Genomic DNA, 19,816 nt, shown 5'->3' on the forward strand with positions numbered 1-19,816 from the left:
TTGCCCCCGATGAGGGTGTGTCAGCCACAGGTGTACAAACTGACCCACCGCTATCGGGGGCAAGTCGAATCGTCGCACCGCCCCTCCCACATTTGGCCCAGCGAACAGCAGGCTCATGGCCGTGCGCCTACCGGTACGGCGCGGATGACTGCCCTCGGCCCTTGCTGCTGCCCTCCCGGAATCGCCTTCTCCACCGACGGCAATTGCGGCGCCTGCACATCCGGCATCGCCCAACTGTGTTCCGGTTGCAACCCACTCTGCGCCCGGCGCATAAACTCATAGCGGTTCAAGGTAATGCTACGCCCCGCGCCACTGTCGCGAATGATGTAAGGCCGCAAAAACACCATCAGGTTGGTCTTGCTCACACTGCGCTTCTCATTGCGAAACAACGCCCCCAACCCCGGAATATCCGACAGCCACGGCACCGCGTCATTGCTCTGGGTATAGCCGTCCTGCAACAGCCCGCCGAGCACCATGATCTGCCCGTCGTCGAGCAGGATGCTGGTATCGATCGCGCGCTTGTTGGTCACCGTGCCCGCTGCCACCGAGGCCCGGGAATCCACGCTGCTGACCTCCTGGTAAATATCCAGCTTCACCGTGCCGCCTTCGGAGATCTGCGGGCGCACGTTCAGCTTGAGCCCCACTTCTTCGCGCTGCACGGTCTGGAACGGGTTGTTGCTGGTGCCGCCGCCACCGGTCACATAGCTGCCGGTGACAAACGGAATGGTCTGCCCGACAAAAATGCTCGCCGCTTCGTTGTCCAGGGTCAGCAGGTTCGGCGTCGACAGCACGTTGGTGCCGCCCTTGCTCTTCAAGGCACGGGCCAGCACCTTGAGGTCGAGCACCTTGCCGATCCCCGGAATATCCACGGTGCCATTGACCACGCCGATATTCAGGCCCTTGGGCAGCACATCAATACTGGTGGGACTGGTCGGCGTGCCCACGACACCGCTGCCCCCCAGGTTCACCCCGCCGAAGCCGCCTCTGCCCGCCAGGTTGCCGGCCTGCCATTGCACGCCGAACTCGGTGGCATCGTCCTCGCCCACTTCCACGATCAGGCTTTCGATCACCACCTGGGCGCGGCGCTGGTCGAGCATGTCGATCACTTCGCGCAGGTTGCGGTACAGCGGGTCCGGCGCGGAGATCAGCAAGGTGTTGGTGGTGGCGTCGGCCTGGATGGTCACGCCGCCGGCGCTGAACGCGGTGTCCTGCTCGTTGGCGGTATTGCCGGTACTGGTGCTGGTGCTGGAACCGGTGGTTTGCCCATAGCCCGACTGCACGCCACTGCCGGTGGGCGTGCCGCTGCTGTTCTGGGCAGTGCTCGTGCCCTGGCCGTTATTGCCATTGCCGCCCATGGCGCTGAGCTTGCCACGCGCGTCGTCGCTCACGCCGGAATCGCTCTCACCGGTGAGCAGCCCGCGCAGCGACTGGGCCAGCTTGGCGGCCTGGGCGTTGCGCAGGTACACCACGTGCATATTGCTGGGGTTGCTCTGGGCATTGTCGAGCTTGTAGATGAGGTTGCGCGCCAATTCGGTACGCTCGGGGCTGCCGGAACGGATGATGATCGAGTTGGAGCGCGGGTCACCGACCACGTTGATCTTCTGGGTCTGGTCGGCGCCCTGGGTTTCCAGCAGTTCGGCGACCATGGCCGCGATGTCCACGGCGATGCCGTTTTGAATCTGCACCACATCGGTATCGATGGCGCTGGGAGTGTCGATGCCACTGATGATCTGGGCGACCCGCGCGAGGTTTTCCGCATAGTCGGTGATGACGATGCTGTTGTTGCCGGGGTAGGCGTTGATCGGGTTGTTCGGCGACACGATGGGACGCAACACCGGAATCAGGTTCACCGCATTTTCGTATTGCAGGCGGAAGGTGCGCGTCTGCATGCCGCTACTGCCCGCGCTGTAGATCGGCCCGCCGAGCAACTTGGCATCGGCCTCCGGCACCACCTGGGCCACGCCGCCCACATCCACCACGCTGAAGCCCTGCATGCGCAGCACCGCCAGCAGCATGTCGTAGGCCTGGTGCGCCGGTACCTGACCTTCGCTGACCAGGGTGAGGTTGCCTTTTACCCGCGGGTCCACCAGGAACTGCTGGCCGGTGGCACGGGACAGCGCGCGCACCACCGCCTGGATATCGGCATCGACGAAGTTGAGCTGCACCGGCTGGTCACCCAGCGGGTTACGCGCCTTGACGGGCGCAGGGGCCTGGCCTCGGACGCTGTTGGTGACCCGGTGTTGTACGGCAGGCTTGGGGGCCGGCTCGCGTTGGCGATCCAGTACGGTGTCGCCGCTGCGACGGGTGTCGGCCAGGGGTTGGCCAAGTTCACTGTCCACCAGTAACGGCGTAGTTGACGGGCTGCTGCACGCACTCAGGGCCAGCAACAGCAACGGCGCGGCCTTGCGAAAAGGGAGGACTGACCACTTCATGAAGCTTCCTTAGCGCCAAGCGCCTGATCCATGCGAACGGTCCCGGACACAGTGCCGGCCGAGTTATCGACGGCATCCGCAGCACGTTGCAAACGCGCCTCGGACACCTCCAGGGAAAATGAACGGGGATTGCCCAGCAGCCAGCCCACCACAGCGTCGGCCGGGGCATTGTCGAAGGTCAGGCGCCAACCGCCGGCGTCCAGCACCTGCAACTGGTAATGCCCTTGCAGCCCGGCAGTGTCCAGGGCCTGGCGCAACGCGGTTTCGTCGGCCTGGCGCGGCGCGGCGACATCCTGCAACAGCACCCGCAAGGCTTCGGCCTGGGCGCGCAGCCTGGGGGTTTCGGCCTGCCAGTAGTCGATCTTTTTCAACGCCGGCTGCACCAGCACCAGCCAGGTCAACAGGCTCGCCAACACCAGCCCGGCGCCGATCAGCAGGCGTTTCTCGCGCAGGGCCAGGCCGCTCCAGAACACCTGGGCCTGGTTGCGCAGGCGCAGCCACCTATTCATCGCCGGCCTCCGGTTTTTCCGTGGCCGGCGCCGGGCCGATGCTCCAGCCCTGCTCATCGCGCGTGGCGGCAAAACCGGCCTGGGCCAACGCGGCCTGCCACTCGCCCTCGGCCGCCGGGTTACGGCTGTCGGCGAGCAACGCCAGGTGCAAGGTGCCCTGCTCAAAGTTCAGGTTATCGACGCTGCCCACCATAAAGGGCAAGTTGCTGCCCGCCAGTTGCAGCAGGCTGCTGAAGCGTTGGCCCGAATCGGCAGCCGCACCGCTCTGGCGCGCGGCCAACTGTTGACGGGCCTGCTGCAAGGGGTTGAGCACCACGGGTAATTCAGGAAACGCCTGGCGCACCTGTTGGTTCATCAACGCCTTGAGCCGTTGGCCTTCGTCGACCTGGCGTGCGGCGTAGAGGTTGAGGCCGACGGTCCAGATGGCAGCGGCCAGCGCCACACAGGCCAGCGCCCTGCCCCATCCGGCGCCAGACGCTTGGCTGACGCGCGCGTGCAACCCCCAGGCCGGCACCGCGCCGCTCCAACGCTGCGCCTCTGCCACCAGCGGCACATCAAGCGCCTGCAACCCCAGCGGGTGCACAGCGCCTTGTTGCAGGCTGTCGCGGGTCAACAGGTAGCCGTCGTCCAACGCCGCCGCCCCCACCGGCAAGGCATAGGGCGCCGGGTACAGGCCGCGTAGCTTGAGCTGTCCCTGTGCCAAGACCTGGCCCAGCCGTTCCAGCCCGGCCTTGGGCACCCAGCCCACCTGCACGCGCCCATCGCTTTCACGCGGGCCGTGGGCCACGTGCATCTGTTCCACCGGGCCGAGGATCAGCGCCTGCGCCGCACAGGCCACCGCCGCCTGGTTTTTTGCTGCGGGCAATGGCGGCAGCTCAAGGCTGGTGAGCAGGCTGTCACGCGGGTGCAGAAAACACTCCACCGCCTGCCGGCGCTTGCCCAATTGCGTCAGGCTTTCATGCCCTTCGGACACCACCACGCCACGCTCGAGCCAGGCAAATTTAACCTGGCTTTCGGCGCCAAGCTGATCGAGCGGCGGCAAGGCAATGCGCAAGCGTTTCATACGCCCACCCGCGACCAGATCACCTTGGGCTCACGGTCTTCGGGGCGGTGCAGCAGCGCATCAATCGTCACCCACCGGCGCTCGCGCCGCGCCTGGCCCTGCAAGCGAAACCACTCGCTGGTGATGCCCACCTGCACCGATTCCAACTCGACCTGGGGCAAGTGCAGGCGGTTTACAAAATCCCCACGGTTGATAAACCAATGGCCATTGTCGCGCTCGGCCACCAACCCATGGGCCTGGGACAGGCTGAGCTGCGGCACCACCGCGCTGAGCACTTCGGCGCTGGCGGTGTTGCCGTTGACCCAGGTATTGCCGGGCAGCACGCTGATGTACGCCTGCAGGCGCTGCAACATCTCAGGGGTCAGGCCTTCAAGACCACTCAGGTCGTCGAGGCTGCGCAACATCGGGTATTTGGCGGGCAACCCCTTCTGTTCATAGGACGCGATCACCCGTTGGCTGATGCGCCGGCTCACGGCCGGGGCCACGCCCAGGGTGCGGCACAGGCGCTCGAAGCTCTGCAATTGCTCGGCATCGGGCTGCTGGCGGTTAACCAGGTTGCGCAGGTTGAACTTGCCCTGTTCATCGTCAATCCGCCCCTCGAACACGCCGGCCTGGGCTCGCGCCCAAGGTTGGTCAAGGCGGGTCAGCACGTCCTTTTGGCGTGCCTCCCAGAGCATCTGCCGGCTGCGTTCAAGGCCACCGAGCAACAGCCATTGGCCCTGCACGCGCGACTGTTCGGCTTCCAGGCTGCGGGTGAATACGGTCTGGCGCGTGAGCATGCCGCCGGCGATCACCGCCACCACCGCCGCGATCAGCAAGGCGCTGATAATCGCCATGCCGCGCTGCTTCGCCGCTGGGGGCGAATACCGTTTCATGGCGCGCCTTACAACTGCCAGGAGCCGATATCGGCATTGACGCCATCGCCATCCGGTTGGCCATCGGCGCCCAGGGAGAACACATCGACCTCACCGTTGGCGCCCGGGTTGAGGTAGTGATAAGGATGGCCCCAGGGGTCGTTGGGCAAGCGCTCGAGGTAGGCGCGCCAGGTGCTGTTCTTGGCATCCGCCGGGCGTTCCACCAGCACTTTCAGGCCCTGGTTCATGCTCGGGTAGGTGCCGTGATCGAGGCGATACAGCTTCAACGCCTGCATCAACCCACCGATGTCCTGCTTCGCGGCGGTGGCCCGTGCCTGGTCCGGGCGATCGAGGACCTTGGGGACCACCATCGCGGCGAGGATCCCGAGGATGACCACCACCACCATGATCTCGATCAAGGTGAAGCCACGCTGGCCGCGAGGGCCTGGCAATGGGGATGTTAGGCGCGCGATATCCATCTCGACATTCCTTGGCTTGGGTACATTTCGTGGCGCAGTGTTGCAAGAACACATGTCAGTCGTATTGAAAATCCTCGGGAGTTTCGGTCGCCAATCGGTCAACTGCCGGCGCTAGTCTGCGGGCCTGTTTCCCGGCTTTGAGAACGCCATGTACGGCCGTCGCAAGGAGCAAGGTTTTACCCTGATCGAGGTGTTGGTGGCGCTGGCGATCATCGCTGTGGCGATGGCCGCTGCCATCCGCGTGGCCGGGTTGATGACCCAAAGCAACGGCCTGCTGCGGGACAAATCCATGGCATTGCTGGCGGCACAGAGTCGCCTGGCGGAGTTGCGCCTGGAGGGGCATTTGCGCGACGGCACAAAGACCTTCAGCTGTGACCAGGGGCGCTTGAAACTGCGATGTGAGCAAACCATCAGTCGCGATGGCCGCTTGTTTCAAGTCAACGTGCAGGTGCTCGACGCCAGCCGCGAGGCGCCGCCGCTGGCCCGCGTGGAGACACAGGTCAGGGCCGAGTGAGCCGCGGCAAGGCCGGCCCATCGGGCAATTTGTCGAGGTTGACGCGCAGCTTCTCGCCGCCGCGCTCGATCTCGACCCCGTCGCCTTCGATGGCCGTGAGCCGTACACCTGGGCTGAGGCGCTCGCCCAGCAGGAAACTGCGCGGCGGGCCGTCGTTGAGACTGAGGATCGCCACCGCACCGCGCGCCCCGGCCAGCACCCCAGAGACTTTGACCTGCAACGCCGCCGGCACATTGGAAAACCATTGCAGCGCCGGGTTATCGCTGCGCGCCGCCAGCACCTGGGGCGTGGCCTGGGGCGTATGGGACTCGGCGGACGTCAGCAACAGCGGCGTCCAGACCGCCACACCGGCCAACGCCGCCAGCAACGCCACGATTTGCACACCGTGGGCAGGTGAAAAACGCAGGGTAAATGCCATGGGAAGGACCTCCTGTTTGTCCATGGCACCAGCCTACAGGCCAATTCGCACGTTTTTATTTCACAAGCTCACCAGCTTTCGAGGGGCCTAACGATGAAACAGCAAGGCTTCACCCTGATCGAGTTGATGGTGGTGCTGGTGATCATCGGCATCGCCAGCGCCGCCATCAGCCTGACCATCAAGCCCGACCCGCTGCACCTGTTGCGCAAAGACGCCGAGCGCCTGAGCCAACTGCTGCAAGTGGCCCAGGCCGAAGCCCGCGCGGACGGCCGTCCGATCACCTGGCGCGCCGACGCCAAGGGCTTTCGCTTCAACCGCCGCACCGACGATGGCAGCGGCGTCGAGGCCTTCCAGGACGACACCCAACTGCGCCCGCGCCTGTGGGAAAGCACGCCGATGCAGATCAATATCGAACCCCGGCAAACCCTGGTGCTCGACGCCGAATGGATCAACCCACCCGTGCGCATCGTGCTGTCCGACGGCCAACACAGCCTCAGCCTGCAACGCGACACCGCCGGTTTGATGCGCGTGGTGAGCCAGCCATGAACCGATCCGAACAAGGCTTCACCCTGATCGAAGTGATGGTCGCAATCATGCTCATGGCCGTGGTCAGCGTGATCGCCTGGCGCGGACTGGACAGCGTCACCCGCGCCGACCAGCACCTGCAAGCGAGCAGCGAACAGACCGAAGTGCTGCTGCGCGCACTGAACCAGATGCAGCGCGACATCAGCCTGCGCGCCAGCGTCGAACTGAACGCCCCGGGTCCCTCAAAGAACAGTGCAGAAAAGGTCGATGGACTGGCGGCGGTCACCGTGCGCAGTTCCGACAGCAAAGGCTTTCGGCTGGACATCATTCGCAGCGCGCCCGTCGCCGGCGATGGCCTGCAACGGGTACGCTGGTGGCTCAAGGGCGACAGTTTGTATCGCGCCGCGGCCCCCGCGCGAGACCGCTATCCGCTGCCGGCGGCGAAGGATGGCGTGGTGGTGTTGAGCGGGGTCCGTGATTTGCAGGTGCGGGTGTGGGAGGCGGATAAGGGCTGGCGGCAGTTGAGCGGGAATCGGCGTGAGGATCCGTTGGGGCTGGAGATCAGTTTGGTGCGGGAGACGCCGCAGGGGGTGGAGAAGTATCGGCAGGTGGTGGGGCCACTGAGATAGCCGTCCCAAACACGCCCCCCCGTAGATACCGTGTTATCAGATTGAAAATAGGCAGGTACTTCTAACTCAACAACACCACCCCACCCGGCAACTCCGTACACTTGGCCCCGTACGCATCCCGAATCAACAACGCCACCCCCGCCAGTTGCTGCAGGCTGAAGCGCGCCTGTACGCGCCGTTGGCCGAGTTCCTTGTTGAGCAGCACCAACATCCCCGGCCGGTAGCGGTTGATCTCGTCTACCACCGTGGCCAGGGTAGCGTTGTTGAAGACCAGCACCTGTTCGCGCCAGGCCACGACCGCCTGGGTGTCCACCACCACCGGTTCGCCCATGCCGGCCGCGTCGTAGCTCAATTGCCGGCCGCTCTCCAGGCGCACGCTGCGCCCGGCAACGTCCACCGACAGCCACCCTTCGATACAGGTCACGCACACCGTGCGGTCGGTGTTGCGCAGGTTGAAACGTGCCTGCGCCGCGCTCACCCAGCCTTCGCCCGCCAGCACCTTGAGCGGCTGTGCGGAATGGGCGATCACTTCGACTTCGCCTTCAAGCAATTCAAGGCCCTGCCCCACTTGGCTCACGCGCGTTTGGGTATTGAGTTCCAGGCTGACCCCGTTACTCAACAGCACTTGGCGTTGTTCGCCGACGTCGGTGCGATAGTCCGCCGTGAGGCCGGCAAAACCACCGGGGGAGCCGACCTGCACCATCACCACAGCGGCCGATGCGGCAATCGCGCCGCCCAGGAATGCACGGCGCCCGAAACTGCGCGGTTGCGATACCTGCTCAAGCGCCGGTGCCAACTGCTGCCACATCGCCTTGGCCTGCTCGAACGCCTGGGCGTGCTCGGGGCTTTGCGCACACCAGGCTTTGAGCGCCTTGGCATCGGCCACGGTGGCGCGGCCCGAGGTCAGCAGGACCAGCCAGTCGCGGGCTTCATCGTGCAGGGGGCTGGCGGCGGAGTGCCGGGCGGCGGAGAGGCTAAAAATGTTCAAGCGCGCAAATACTCACGGTTTTATCAGGGACTCAACTCTAAGACGGTTTTCCGGCCCCGGGACCGAACCGCTGGATCACTTTTCTTTCCAAACGCTTGGCGCAGTGGCCCAGGGCGGCCTTGATTTCCTTCTCGACCATGCGCGTGGAAATGCCGAAACGCTGGGAGATTTCCAGGTGTGGCGCCTCTTCCAGGCGTGCGGCGATGAGGATCTTGCGGCGGCGTGCCGGCAGTTCGTAGAGCGCCTTGACCAGGGACTGGATTTCTTTCTGGCCGCCCACCACCCGTGACGGGTCCTGGGCTTCGTCGGCGCTTTGCAGCAGTTCTTCGACCTCGCTGCCAGTGAGCAGGCGCGCGTCGGCCTGGCGGCGGTCGGCGGCGATGTTCAAGGCCATGCGGTACAGGTAGGCATTGGGTTGCGCCAGGTTAGGCGGCACTTCCATGCGGTCGACCCGCAGGTAAGTTTCGTGCAGGACATCGTTGGCCAGGTCCTCCGAGCCCAGGCGCTTGCGCAAACGCACCTTGAAGTCATCGTAGGAGGCCAGGAACAAGCCGACCATCGTACTGTGCCCGGTATTTTTCATCCGCCCCAGGCTCCGTTTGCTGCTGTGCATTCCATGCGCGTTCCTGTTGTGTCAGGCATCAAAAGTAAAGTCACCGGTTGGCGCAGGGAACTTGGTGCCGGGCGTTCGACCCGCGCGGTGCCAAGGCTGCGTACCAGTGCTTCATCGCGTTGTTCATCGCCGGTGGAGCTGACCAACCGACTGTGTTCGATCAGCCCTTGGGGGTTGACCCACACCTGCACCAGCGCCCGAAAACTGCCGGGCCGGGTCAGCGGCGAGCGGCACAGGCTAATCTCAATGGCCTGCTGCAAGGCCGTGGCGTAGCTGTTGTTGATCCGCGCGGCGTTGCGTGCCGCCGCACCACGGGTTGCAGGCGGCTGGCTGACCTCGGGCAACTGCAAGGTGAACGCATCATCGCGTGCATAACGCGCCATCAGGCCACTCCCCGTCAGCAACATCGCCAGAGCCTCCTGCGCCGTAAAATGCCCGCGCACACTGATGGAACGCCGGCCCCGCGTCAGTTCGCGGTCGACCAGCACCGCCATTCCGGTGGCGCGGCTGTAGGCTTGCAGTGCATGTTCCAGGTCTTGCGCCGGCAGGTTCAACAGCAGCAGCGGTGACTCTGCCTGCGCGACGCGACCACCGGCCAGCAGCAACAGCAAGACCAGGGCGCATACGGCGCGCCTCCAGCCCCCCTGTTCACCCCCTGTTCTGCATCGCTGCACGGCCGACGCGCCCTAGAAAACCGTCATCCTGAGGCCAGTGTATGAACCTGATGTTACGGTGATAGCAAAAAAAACATCACGGTGACGAGAGGCCCGCTGCACTAGACTTGCACACCTGCCGGCCCACTCCTTCGGGCCCGCCAGGAGGCCGTGATGAAACGCTTACCGATCCTCGCCAGCCTGTTGCTGTGCGCGGCCCTGCCCTTGCACGCCCATGCCGGCAACTGCGCCGAAGTCTCGGTGGATGGCTACAAGGCGCCCGACTATGGCTGCCTGAGCCAGCAGATGGGCAACGACACGAATGCGGCCAAAGCCGCGAAGAAAAACCGCGAGGCGCAAGGCATTGCCGTGGACAAGCGCCAGCCCAACAAGGTCGGCCTGGCCACCCCGGCGGCGACCAGCGTGCGTATGGGCAACACGTTCGGCAGCTCGGTAAAGCCGCAGCGGCCTTGAGCGCCTTTTGACAAAATTTTCATCTCTGCCCCCCTATGATCGCCCACCTCGTTGGGGAGTAACCGGCTTCTGACCCTGTTGGAAGCGTTCGTATCAACATATTCGGCAACCTGCCGTGGTGCGAACACCGTCTTTTCGGTTGGTGAGACCAGCGACACATCCATGCCTAAAGTCGGGCGTGTGGCTGTGTCGTTGTGTCCCATAGCCCGACTGGAAGCCTGACCGTGAACCCCATTTCCCTGATTCTCCTCGCCCTGGCCATGTCCACGGACGCCTTTGCGGCGGCCATCGGTAAAGGCTCCAGCCTGCACAAACCGCGTTTGACCGAAGCCTTGCGTGCCGGTGTGATTTTTGGTGTGATCGAAGCCATCACCCCGATGATCGGCTGGGCGATCGGCCATGTGGCCACTCGTTGGGTGGAAAGCTGGGATCACTGGATCGCCTTCACCCTGCTGGTCGGGTTGGGCCTGCATATGATCTACAACGGGCTCAAGGCCGATGATGAGGAAGCCGAAAAGCCGACCCAGCACTCGTTCATGATCCTCGCCGTCACGGCGTTCGCCACCAGCATCGATGCGATGGCGGTGGGCGTGGGCCTGGCGTTCGTCGACGTGAATATCCTGGTGGCCTCCGCCGCGATTGGCCTGGCGACCATGACCATGGTGACCATCGGCATGATGCTCGGCCGCGTGCTGGGCACGGTGGTGGGCAAGCGTGCCGAGATGGTCGGTGGCGTGGTGTTGATGCTGGTGGGTGCGACGATTCTTTACGAGCATCTCTCGGTCTGACGTGCACACATGACAAATGTGGGAGGGGGCTTGCCCCCGATGGCGGTGGGTCAGTCAATGATGCTCTGACTGTACTACCGTTATCGGGGGCAAGCCCCCTCCCACAGGGGTTCTCCAGTGGTTTGGAGATCGGGTTTTCAAGCCGCGTGACTTTCCCTTTTCAAGCTGTCCATATCAATCACGAACCTATACTTCACATCGCCCTTGAGCATGCGCTCATACGCTTCGTTGATGCCCTGGATGTCGATCATTTCCACGTCCGAGACAATCCCGTGCTTGGCGCAGAAGTCGAGCATGTCCTGGGTCTCCTGGATGCCGCCGATCAGCGAGCCGGCCAGGCTGCGGCGCTTGAAGATCAGGTTGAACACGGTCGGCGACGGGTGCGGGCTGTCGGGGGCGCCGACCAGGGTCATGGTGCCGTCGCGCTTGAGCAGGTTGAGGAATGCATCGAGGTTATGCGGTGCGGCGACGGTGTTGAGGATGAAGTCCAGGCTGTTGGCGACCTTGGCCATTTCGTCCGGGTTCTTCGACACCACCACTTGATCGGCGCCCAGGCGCAGGCCATCTTCGCGCTTGTTGGGTGAGGTGGTGAACAGCGTGACATGGGCGCCCATGGCGTGGGCGATCTTCACCGCCATGTGCCCCAGGCCGCCCAGGCCCACCACACCGACCTTCTTGCCGGGCCCGACCTTCCAGTGGTGCAGCGGCGAATAGGTGGTGATGCCCGCACACAGCAACGGCGCGACGGCGGCCAGGTTGGAATCGTCGTGGGAGATGCGCAGCACGAACTTCTCCTTGACCACGATGCTGTCCGAGTAACCACCAAAGGTATTTTCACCGCCGAACACCGGGCCGTTGTAGGTGCCGGTAAAACCGCTCTCGCAGTATTGCTCCTCGCCCTCGGCGCACGAGGCGCAGTGCTGGCAGCTGTCGACCATGCAGCCGACACCGGCGAGGTCGCCGACCTTGAATTTGCTCACATTGCCCCCCACCGCCGTCACGCGGCCGACGATTTCGTGGCCGGGTACCGACGGGTACAGGGTGTTGTTCCACTCGTTGCGCGCGGTGTGCAGGTCGGAGTGGCACACGCCGCATTAGAGAATGTCGAACTGTACGTCGTCCGCCCCCGGCGCGCGGCGCTCGAAGGTAAAGGGCTTGAGGGCATCCTTGGCGTTCTGGGCGGCGTAGCTGTAAGTCTTGGCCATTTCGTTCACCTGTGTGATCTGACGGTAGAGGTCAGTGGACCAGCATAGACGCTGAACCGTTCAACCGAGCACGTCTGTACAATTTCCATCGCGTCCCTGCCCCTAACCTCACGGCTTCAATCGCGTAGAAGTGTTGGAGAGTGGGCATGCGTAGCAAAGCAATCAAGGTATCTGTGGCATTGACGCTGCTGGCGAGCGCAATGATGGGCAATGCCTTTGCGGCAACCCCAAGCGTGGCGGTGGCGCCGCAATACGACACCAGCCACGTGTATGTGGCCCCGGCGGATGTGGACCGTTTCGCCCAGAGTTTCCTCGCCACCTTTGGCGGCAAGAGCACGCCCCAGGTGGTGGTGAACGTGCTGCCGGTGCCGAGCAGCACCACCTCGCAACTGCTGCAGACGCCGGCGGGCACGGTGTCGCTGTTCGGTTTCACCACGCCCATCCCGCACCCGTTCGGGCAGGAACGCAACGGCTACCTGGTCAAGGACATGGACGCGGCGCTCACAGCCGCGCGAGAAAACGGCGCCGCCGTTATCGTCAGCGACTTCCCGGACCCGATCGGGCGTGACGCCGTGGTGCAATGGCCGGGTGGCGTGAACATGCAGCTCTACTGGCACACCAAGACCCCGGACTACGCGGCGTTCCAGACCGTGCCGGAAAACCGCGCGTACCTGTCCACCGATCGCGCTGACGCCTTTATCAAAGCGTTCCTGGGCTTCTCCCACGGCAAAGTCCTGGCCGATGACAAGCACGCGCCCGGCGTCGATGTGGGTCAAGCCACTGGCACGTACCGTCGCGTCGATATCGAGTCACCGTTCGGACGCATGGCGGTGCTGGTCACCAACGGCCAACTGCCCTACCCCTTCGGCCACGAGACCACCGGTTATCAAGTGCCTGACCTGACGGCCACGCTGGGCAAGGCCACGGGCTCCGGCGCCAAGGTCTTGGTGCCGGCCTTTGACAGCAAGGGCCGTCGCAGCGCCGTGGTTGAATTCCCCGGCGGCTACGTCGCGGAAATTCACCAGCTCCACGCCGCAAAATGATTCGCCGTACAGGCTGGGGCCTGGCCGTGCTGTGGCCGTTGCTCACCGGCGGCGTGCATGCCGACGAGCAACCGACACGCCCGGCCATCAAGGCCAACCGCTGGCAGGAGGACTGGTCGGTGCTCAAGGATCCGGCGCTGCGCACGCAGCCGCTGGACAGCTTGAAGTACATCCCGCTGTCCAGCGCCAACCCGTTCACCTATTTGTCATTGGGGGCGACGCTGCGTGAGCGCTTCGAGATGAACGATGCCAGTGGTTTTGGCGTGAAGGACGTGAAGCGAGATCGCTACCTGATCCAGCGCTTCCAGGTGCACGCCGACCTGCACTTGAATGAAAACTGGCGGCTCTTCACCCAACTCGAAGATGTACGCGCCTACGACAAGACCACGGTCGGCGGCGCCGATCAGAACCGCGTCGATTTGCGCCTGGCCTTGGCCGAATACGTCAACGCGTTCAGCGGCGGCACGCTCAAGGCGCGTGTCGGGCGCCAGGACTTCGCCTTCGATTTGCAGCGTTTCATCTCATCGCGGGACGGCCCGAATGTGCGGCAATCCTTCGATGCGCTGTGGGCCGATTGGGAGACGTCCAACTGGCGCTTTATCGGGATTGCCAGCCAGCCGGTGCAGTATCAGGACGGGCGGCATTTCGACGACAAATCCAACCGTGACGCGCGCTTCCACATGCTGCGGGTCGAGCGGCTGGTGGGCGGCAAGAATGAGCTGTCGGCCTACTACGGCGTATACGAGCGCAGCGCTGCGCACTATCTGGATGCGGACGGCGATGAAACCCGCCATCTGTTCGACGCGCGCCTGGGCGGTGCGGCCCAGGGATTCGACTGGGACATCGAAGCCATGCTGCAAAGCGGCTCGGTGGGCAGCAAGGATATTCGCGCCTGGGCCGGCGGCAGCCGCACCGGCTACACCTTCGACAGCCTGGCGTGGAAACCGCGCATAGGCCTGCAGCTGGACATTGCCTCGGGCGACCGCAAAACCGGGGACGGCACCGTCGGCACGTTCAACCCGCTGTTCCCCAACGGCTACTATTTTTCCCTGGCCGGCTATACGGGCTACAGCAACCTGATTCACGTCAAACCGTCGATCACCGTCAAACCCATCGACAAACTCAGCGTGCAGACCGCCGTCGGCCTGCTGTGGCGCCAGACCACCAGCGACGCGGTGTACACCCAGCCGAACCTGCCCGTCGCCGGCACCGCAGGCCAAGGTGAACGCTGGACCGGTGCCTATGGTCAGCTGCGTACCGACTATGTGTTTACGCCGAACCTCACCGGCGCGGTGGAAGCGGTGCATTACGCCGTGGGCCGGACCTTGCGCGACGCCGGCGGCGATGACAGCAATTACCTGGGGGTCGAGCTCAAGTTCAGTTGGTGACCCCAGGCAAGCACACCCGTACAAGCCCCTTGCCCGGTTTAGGGCAATAGTGAGGCTGGTTTTTCAGTCCCTCAAATCAAGGAGTTTTCCATGAGCACATTCGTTGCCAAAGACGGTACCCAGATCTACTTCAAGGACTGGGGCAGCGGTAAACCCGTGCTGTTCAGCCACGGCTGGCCGCTGGATGCCGACATGTGGGAATACCAGATGGAATACCTCAGCAGCCGTGGCTTTCGCACCATCGCGTTCGACCGCCGTGGCTTTGGTCGCTCGGACCAGCCGTGGACCGGCAACGACTACGACACCTTCGCCGATGACATCGCGCAGCTGATCGAACACCTGGACCTCAAGGACGTGACCCTGGTGGGCTTCTCCATGGGCGGCGGCGACGTGGCCCGCTACATCGCACGCCACGGCAGTGCACGCGTGGCCGGCCTGGTGCTGTTGGGCGCAGTCACGCCGATCTTCGGCCAGAAGCCCGATTACCCCCAGGGCGTGCCGACCGAAGTGTTTGACGGCATCAAGGCCGGGTTGCTGAAAGACCGTGCGCAGTTCATCGCTGACTTCAACACGCCGTTCTTCGGCATCAACAAGGGCCAGGTGGTTTCTGAAGGTACGCTGACCCAGACCCTGCAGATCGCCATGCTGGCGTCCCTCAAGTCGACCGTGGATTGCGTCACCGCCTTCTCCGAGACCGACTTCCGCCCGGACATGGCCAGGATCGACGTGCCGACCCTGGTGATCCACGGTGACGGCGACCAGATCGTGCCGTTCGAGACCACCGGCAAGGTAGCAGCCGAGATGATCAAGGGAGCCGAGCTGAAGGTGTACAAGGATGCGCCGCACGGTTTTGCCGTTACCCACGCTCAGGCCCTGAACGAGGACCTGCTGGCGTTCCTCAATCGCTGAAACACCCGCTCCTTTGGCCGGGCTCGCCCGGCCTTTTTTGGCTCAGGAGAAACGCTGGCTCAGCACCAGGCGCCCCGGCCCGCTGATCAGCAGGGTGGTGAAAATGATCAACAGCAGCCAGCCGAATTGCCCTTCCAACAACGTCCATTCCGGATGCACCACCACCATCGCAATCAACAGCACCGCCAGTATCGGCAGGCACGCCAGGCGCACCAGCACCCCGGCGATGATCAGCAGCGGGCACAGCACTTCGGCGAAAATCGCCAGCAGCAAGGTGATATGGGCGCCGAGGTGAAACGGGTCTTCGATCAGCTTCAACTGCTCGCTGTAGTTGAGCAACTTGGGCAAGCCATGCACCCACAGCAGGAACAACGCCCCGCTGCCCCGCAGGAACAACAGCCCCAGGTCCTGGTGTCTTGATTCGTTCATATGCGCTCCGATTGGTTGACACGTTATCGACGTCGATTGTGTCCACAGAGCGGTACGCACGCTTGCAACCGTGTGCTGACCTCACTCCCCGGTGCCGGCAAACCCCGCGACGATTTCATCGATCACCGCCCGTACCCGCGCGGTGTGGCGCAGGTCGGCGTGGGTCACCAGCCAGACATCGTAGGGCAACGGCCGCGTGCGCGCAGGCCATAGGCGCACCAGCCCGTCGCGCTCGCCGGTGAGGATGGGGATTTCGCCGATGCCGATCCCGGCGGCGATGGCGCGGCGCACCAGCAGGCTGGAACTCAGGGCGGCGACGATGCGCCCACGGCCCAGGGGTTCAGAGACCAGGGTCATGTCCTTCTGGGTTTGCAGGTACGGTTGATAGACCACGAGGTCATGCCCTTCAAACAGGCTGCCCGGCTCCGGCGCGCCCTGGCGATCGATATACGCCTGGGACGCAAACAACCCCACCGGCCAGCGCGCGAGACGCCGGGCAATCAGGTCAGGACTGTCCGGGCGCGTGTTGCGCACGGCGATGTCGGTTTCGCGTTTGGCCAGGCTCAGGAACTGGGTCGACGCGTCCAGTTGCACGCGCACATCCGGGTGCTGGGCGTGCAGGCGCGCAATCGCAGGAATCAGGAAGTCGATGGCCAGGGAGTCGGTGGTGCTGACCCGTACGGTGCCGGTCAGGCGGTCATCCAGGCCCTGGATCTGACGCTCCAGGTCGAGCGCCGAGCGTTCCATTTTTTCCACCGAGAGCAACGCGGCCTCGCCGACGGCGGTCAGTGCGTAGCCTTCGGAGGTGCGCAGGAACAGCGTTGCACTCAGGGACTTTTCCAGGGCATTGACCCGCCGGCCCACGGTGGCCTGGTCGACACCCAATGCACGTGCGGCACCGCGCAGCGTCGACTCGCGGCAGACCGCCAGGAACACCCGTGCATCATCCCAATTCATGCTGACTCCTTGCGCTGCATATATGCATCGCCATGACGTGTAATCGCTGCATTATTGCATCGATAAACCTGGATATGCTGGGCACCAGAGAAAAATACCCAGGACCGCCATCATGCTCGACACTCATGCCCCACCCCGCCACTCCGTATGGCTGCCGATCTTCGCCGGCCTGTGCGCCAGCCTGGTCAGCATCGGCCTGGCGCGCTTTGCCTACACGCCGTTGATTCCGTCGCTGATCCAGGCCCACTGGTTCAGCGCCAATGACGTGGTGTACCTCGGTGCCGCCAACCTGGTGGGTTACCTGATCGGCGCGCTGATCGGGCGGCCCATCGCCCAGCGCACCTCGAACAGAACCGCGCTGCGCATCATGATGGTGGCGGTGACCCTGGCGTTCTTCGCCTGTGGCTTCCCGCTGTCGGTGGTGTGGTTCTTCGCTTGGCGCCTGCTGTCGGGGATTGCCGGTGGCGCAATCATGGTGCTGGTGGCGGCGACCGTGTTGCCCCATGTACCGGCCGCACGCCGGGGCCTGGCCAGTGGCGCGATCTTCCTCGGCATCGGCCTGGGCATCGCCGGCTCCGGCACGCTGGTGCCGCCGCTGCTGAGCCTGGGCTTGCAGCAGACCTGGTTCGGCCTGGGCCTGCTGGCCGTGGTGTTGACCGCCACCAGCTGGTTCGCCTGGCCTTCGGGCACGCTGCATGAGGACACGCCGCCATCCGACACGGCCGCAGCGACGCCTTCCGGCGTGTACCTGCTGTTCGCCCAATACGCCTTTATGGCCGCGGGGCTGGTACCGGCGATGGTGTTCCTGGTGGATTACGTCGCCCGTGGCCTGGGGGCCGGGGCGCATATCGGCGCGATGATCTGGGTGATGTACGGCCTGGGGTCGATTGTCGGGCCGGTCACCTACGGGTTCCTGGCAGACAAACTGGGGGCGCGCTTGAGCATCCGCGTGGTGCTGGTGGTGCAGGCGCTTGCCGTCGGGGCGTTGCCGTTTGCCGGCTCGTTGACTGGCCTGGCGGTCCTCGCGGTGATCCTCGGTTCGTTCCCGCCGGGCATCGTGCCGTTGGCGCTGGCGCGGGTGCACGAACTGCTCCCCAACCATCATCAGCAGCAGGTCGCGTGGAGCCGTGCCACGGTCTCCTTTGCGACTTTCCAGGCGCTCTCGGGGTTTGCCTATTCCGCCCTGTTCAACGTCAGCGGTGGTCAGCATGCGCTGTTGTTCATGATCGCTGCCGGGGCGATAGTGGTCGCCCTGGCACTGGAACCGGGCATGCGCCTGCTGAACCGTCGACCGTCCGACGCGGTCCCAACCCATACGCTCATCGCTGCAGGTAATCTGAAATGACGCTTCCTAAAGAAATGACCCTGATCGAAATCACCACCCCCGGTGGCCCCGAGGTGCTGCAGCCGCGCCGCGCGGAGGTACCGGTGGCGGGCCCCGGCGAGATCCTGATTCGCGTGCACGCGGCCGGGGTCAATCGCCCCGACGCCCTGCAACGCGCCGGCAAGTACCCGATGAAACCCGACATGAACCCGCTGCCTGGCCTGGAAGTGGCGGGCGAAGTCGCCGCACTGGGCGACGGCGTGACCGAGTACGCCGTGGGCGATAAGGTCTGCGCCCTGACCAATGGCGGCGGCTATGCGCAGTTCTGCACGGTGCCCGCCAGCCAGGCGCTGCCGATCCCCGAAGGCATGGACTGGATTCAAGCCGCTGCCGTACCGGAAACCTTCTTCACCGTATGGGCCAACCTGTTCGGCCTCGGCGATGCGCACACCGGCCAGCGCGTGCTGATCCACGGCGGCACCAGCGGCATCGGTACGACCGCGCTGATGCTGTGCCGCGAGTTCGGCATCCAGGCCTTCGCCACCGCCGGCAGCGCCGACAAATGCGCGGCCATCGCCCAGTTGGGCGGCGAGCCGATCAATTATCGCGAGCAGGATTTTGCCGAGATCATCGCGCAACAGACCGACGGCCAGGGCGTGGATGTGATCCTCGACATCATGGGCGGCTCGTATCTGAACAACAACCTCAAGGCCCTGGCAATGGACGGCCACCTGGTGATGCTGGGGTTCCTCGGCGGCGCCAAGGCCAACGACGTCGACCTGCTGACCATCCTCGGCAAACGCGCGGTGATCACCGGCTCGCTGTTGCGTGCGCGCAGCAAGGCTGAAAAAGCCGCGATTGCCGAGCAGCTGCGCGAGTATGTGTGGCCAGTGCTGGAGGCCGGGCGTTGCCTGCCGATCATCGACAAGGTTTACGAATACACCGACGCCGCCCAGGCCCATGCGCGGATGGAAGGTGGGGACCATATCGGCAAGATTGTGTTGCGGGTGGAGTAAGCAGCAGGCACTACAAAGCCAATGTGGGAGGGGCAGTGCGACGATTCGACTTGCTCCCGTGGCGGCCTTCGGGCCGACCATGTCGTTGGATTTGATTGAGTACATATCCGTTGCTGCGGTAACGGCTGCTTAGGGTTCCGCTCTTACAGCGGGTCACTTTGGAAAAGCCCCAAAGTAACCAAAGGGCTCTTGCCCCACCACTCGGTACCTCGCCTAGGCTCGGTATGCCCTCACTCCGGCTTGAATCCGTGGGCCGCCGTCATGGGCCATCCCTGGCCCAGGACGGCTAACCCGGCGTCCTGCCGGGTTACCCACGGATTCAAGCCTGCGTTCGGCCAGCGTGGTTAACGGGGCGCCTAGGATCAAGATCAAAAGCCAGAGCAAAAGCAGAGCAAAAGCAGAGCAAAAGCAGAGCAAAAGCAGAGCAAAAGCAGAGCAAAAGCAGGCTGAGGTCTACCTGCTGGATGGAGATCCAAATGTGGGAGGGGGCAAGCCCCCTCCCACATTTTTAACCCAGTAAACCAGACCCAACTCCGGTCGGCTCTAAGGCCGCCGCGCTTTGGCTTTTGATCTCAAATCGCCCCGTCAAACACGCTGGCCGAACGC

General features: G+C 64.2%; 21 protein-coding genes and 1 pseudogene. 10 read left to right on the forward strand and 12 right to left on the reverse strand.

Translation table 11 applies throughout. The features are described from left to right. Window positions 1–113: 113 nt before the first annotated feature. From gspD to gspG, 5 genes are read right to left on the reverse strand one after another with little or no spacing between them, the layout of a single operon-like run. On the reverse strand, window positions 114–2,432 hold the full coding sequence (gspD, locus tag HDC32_RS25205) for a type II secretion system secretin GspD (protein WP_184745962.1): 2,319 nt from the start codon (window positions 2,430–2,432) through the stop codon (window positions 114–116). Beyond that, the gene (gene gspM, locus HDC32_RS25210; protein ID WP_131700673.1) at window positions 2,429–2,941 is read right to left on the reverse strand and encodes a type II secretion system protein GspM; all 513 of its coding nucleotides are present in this window, start codon (window positions 2,939–2,941) and stop codon (window positions 2,429–2,431) included. The genes gspD and gspM overlap by 4 nt, the downstream gene beginning before the upstream one ends. Next, window positions 2,934–4,004, reverse strand: coding sequence for a type II secretion system protein GspL (gene gspL / locus HDC32_RS25215; RefSeq protein ID WP_184745964.1), 1,071 nt, complete (start codon window positions 4,002–4,004; stop codon window positions 2,934–2,936). The genes gspM and gspL overlap by 8 nt, the downstream gene beginning before the upstream one ends. Beyond that, complete coding sequence (gspK, locus tag HDC32_RS25220; protein ID WP_184745966.1) at window positions 4,001–4,879, reverse strand: type II secretion system minor pseudopilin GspK; 879 nt, start codon at window positions 4,877–4,879, stop codon at window positions 4,001–4,003. The genes gspL and gspK overlap by 4 nt, the downstream gene beginning before the upstream one ends. 8 nt (window positions 4,880–4,887) lie before the next feature. Continuing rightward, window positions 4,888–5,337 (reverse strand): type II secretion system major pseudopilin GspG, encoded by a 450-nt coding sequence (gene gspG / locus HDC32_RS25225; RefSeq protein ID WP_099491840.1) that lies wholly within the window; start codon window positions 5,335–5,337, stop codon window positions 4,888–4,890. Between the two features lie 148 nt (window positions 5,338–5,485). Between gspG and gspI the strand changes: the two genes are divergently transcribed. Further along, complete coding sequence (gene gspI, locus HDC32_RS25230) at window positions 5,486–5,851, forward strand: type II secretion system minor pseudopilin GspI (RefSeq protein ID WP_184745968.1); 366 nt, start codon at window positions 5,486–5,488, stop codon at window positions 5,849–5,851. Here gspI and HDC32_RS25235 read toward each other — a convergent pair. Next, window positions 5,838–6,269 (reverse strand): type II secretion system protein N, encoded by a 432-nt coding sequence (locus HDC32_RS25235; protein WP_184745969.1) that lies wholly within the window; start codon window positions 6,267–6,269, stop codon window positions 5,838–5,840. The two genes, gspI and HDC32_RS25235, sit on opposite strands and share 14 nt — an antisense overlap. 93 nt (window positions 6,270–6,362) lie before the next feature. Between HDC32_RS25235 and gspH the strand changes: the two genes are divergently transcribed. Together gspH and HDC32_RS25245 are read left to right on the forward strand one after the other, a co-directional pair. After that, window positions 6,363–6,815 carry a type II secretion system minor pseudopilin GspH gene (gene gspH / locus HDC32_RS25240; protein WP_184745971.1) on the forward strand — a complete coding sequence of 151 codons (453 nt, stop codon included), beginning with the start codon at window positions 6,363–6,365 and terminating at the stop codon, window positions 6,813–6,815. After that, window positions 6,812–7,423 carry a type II secretion system protein GspJ gene (locus HDC32_RS25245; RefSeq protein ID WP_184745973.1) on the forward strand — a complete coding sequence of 204 codons (612 nt, stop codon included), beginning with the start codon at window positions 6,812–6,814 and terminating at the stop codon, window positions 7,421–7,423. The genes gspH and HDC32_RS25245 overlap by 4 nt, the downstream gene beginning before the upstream one ends. Before the next feature lie 61 nt (window positions 7,424–7,484). On the opposite strand, the gene HDC32_RS25250 is transcribed toward HDC32_RS25245, so the two are convergent. From HDC32_RS25250 to HDC32_RS25260, 3 genes are read right to left on the reverse strand one after another with little or no spacing between them, the layout of a single operon-like run. Beyond that, window positions 7,485–8,411, reverse strand: a complete 927-nt coding sequence (locus HDC32_RS25250; protein ID WP_184745975.1) for a FecR family protein — start codon at window positions 8,409–8,411, stop codon at window positions 7,485–7,487. Between the two features lie 37 nt (window positions 8,412–8,448). Next, window positions 8,449–8,994, reverse strand: a complete 546-nt coding sequence (locus HDC32_RS25255; protein WP_027607555.1) for an RNA polymerase sigma factor — start codon at window positions 8,992–8,994, stop codon at window positions 8,449–8,451. Then, complete coding sequence (locus HDC32_RS25260) at window positions 8,991–9,635, reverse strand: secretin and TonB N-terminal domain-containing protein (protein WP_167657024.1); 645 nt, start codon at window positions 9,633–9,635, stop codon at window positions 8,991–8,993. The genes HDC32_RS25255 and HDC32_RS25260 overlap by 4 nt, the downstream gene beginning before the upstream one ends. A 216-nt stretch (window positions 9,636–9,851) precedes the next feature. On the opposite strand from HDC32_RS25260, the gene HDC32_RS25265 reads away from it, so the two are divergent. After that, window positions 9,852–10,151, forward strand: coding sequence for a hypothetical protein (locus HDC32_RS25265; RefSeq protein WP_184745978.1), 300 nt, complete (start codon window positions 9,852–9,854; stop codon window positions 10,149–10,151). A 224-nt stretch (window positions 10,152–10,375) separates the two neighbouring features. Next, entirely contained in the window at window positions 10,376–10,939 is a 564-nt protein-coding gene (gene mntP, locus HDC32_RS25270; RefSeq protein ID WP_145338731.1) for a manganese efflux pump MntP, read from the forward strand. 137 nt (window positions 10,940–11,076) lie between these two features. Here the strand turns inward: mntP and HDC32_RS25275 are convergent. After that, window positions 11,077–12,144 (reverse strand): annotated as a pseudogene (locus HDC32_RS25275) (NAD(P)-dependent alcohol dehydrogenase). A gap of 146 nt (window positions 12,145–12,290) precedes the next feature. On the opposite strand from HDC32_RS25275, the gene HDC32_RS25280 reads away from it, so the two are divergent. The 3 genes from HDC32_RS25280 (at window position 12,291) to HDC32_RS25290 (ending at window position 15,484) form a co-directional block, all read left to right on the forward strand. Beyond that, entirely contained in the window at window positions 12,291–13,187 is an 897-nt protein-coding gene (locus HDC32_RS25280) for a VOC family protein (RefSeq protein ID WP_184745980.1), read from the forward strand. Next, window positions 13,184–14,575 carry an alginate export family protein gene (locus tag HDC32_RS25285; protein WP_184745982.1) on the forward strand — a complete coding sequence of 464 codons (1,392 nt, stop codon included), beginning with the start codon at window positions 13,184–13,186 and terminating at the stop codon, window positions 14,573–14,575. The genes HDC32_RS25280 and HDC32_RS25285 overlap by 4 nt, the downstream gene beginning before the upstream one ends. Before the next feature lie 90 nt (window positions 14,576–14,665). Further along, on the forward strand, window positions 14,666–15,484 hold the full coding sequence (locus HDC32_RS25290; protein WP_027607561.1) for an alpha/beta fold hydrolase: 819 nt from the start codon (window positions 14,666–14,668) through the stop codon (window positions 15,482–15,484). A 42-nt stretch (window positions 15,485–15,526) separates the two neighbouring features. On the opposite strand, the gene HDC32_RS25295 is transcribed toward HDC32_RS25290, so the two are convergent. Continuing rightward, on the reverse strand, window positions 15,527–15,913 hold the full coding sequence (locus tag HDC32_RS25295) for a DoxX family protein (RefSeq protein ID WP_184745984.1): 387 nt from the start codon (window positions 15,911–15,913) through the stop codon (window positions 15,527–15,529). Window positions 15,914–15,994: 81 nt separating this feature from the next. Continuing rightward, window positions 15,995–16,870, reverse strand: a complete 876-nt coding sequence (locus HDC32_RS25300; RefSeq protein ID WP_131700659.1) for a LysR family transcriptional regulator — start codon at window positions 16,868–16,870, stop codon at window positions 15,995–15,997. Between the two features lie 112 nt (window positions 16,871–16,982). Between HDC32_RS25300 and HDC32_RS25305 the strand changes: the two genes are divergently transcribed. Further along, window positions 16,983–18,215 (forward strand): YbfB/YjiJ family MFS transporter, encoded by a 1,233-nt coding sequence (locus tag HDC32_RS25305; protein WP_184745986.1) that lies wholly within the window; start codon window positions 16,983–16,985, stop codon window positions 18,213–18,215. Then, window positions 18,212–19,210 (forward strand): NAD(P)H-quinone oxidoreductase, encoded by a 999-nt coding sequence (locus tag HDC32_RS25310; protein WP_184745988.1) that lies wholly within the window; start codon window positions 18,212–18,214, stop codon window positions 19,208–19,210. Before HDC32_RS25305 ends, HDC32_RS25310 begins: the two co-directional genes overlap by 4 nt. Window positions 19,211–19,816: the final 606 nt, after the last annotated feature.

Source organism: Pseudomonas sp. JAI120 (assembly GCF_014207255.1).
GTDB lineage: Bacteria > Pseudomonadota > Gammaproteobacteria > Pseudomonadales > Pseudomonadaceae > Aquipseudomonas.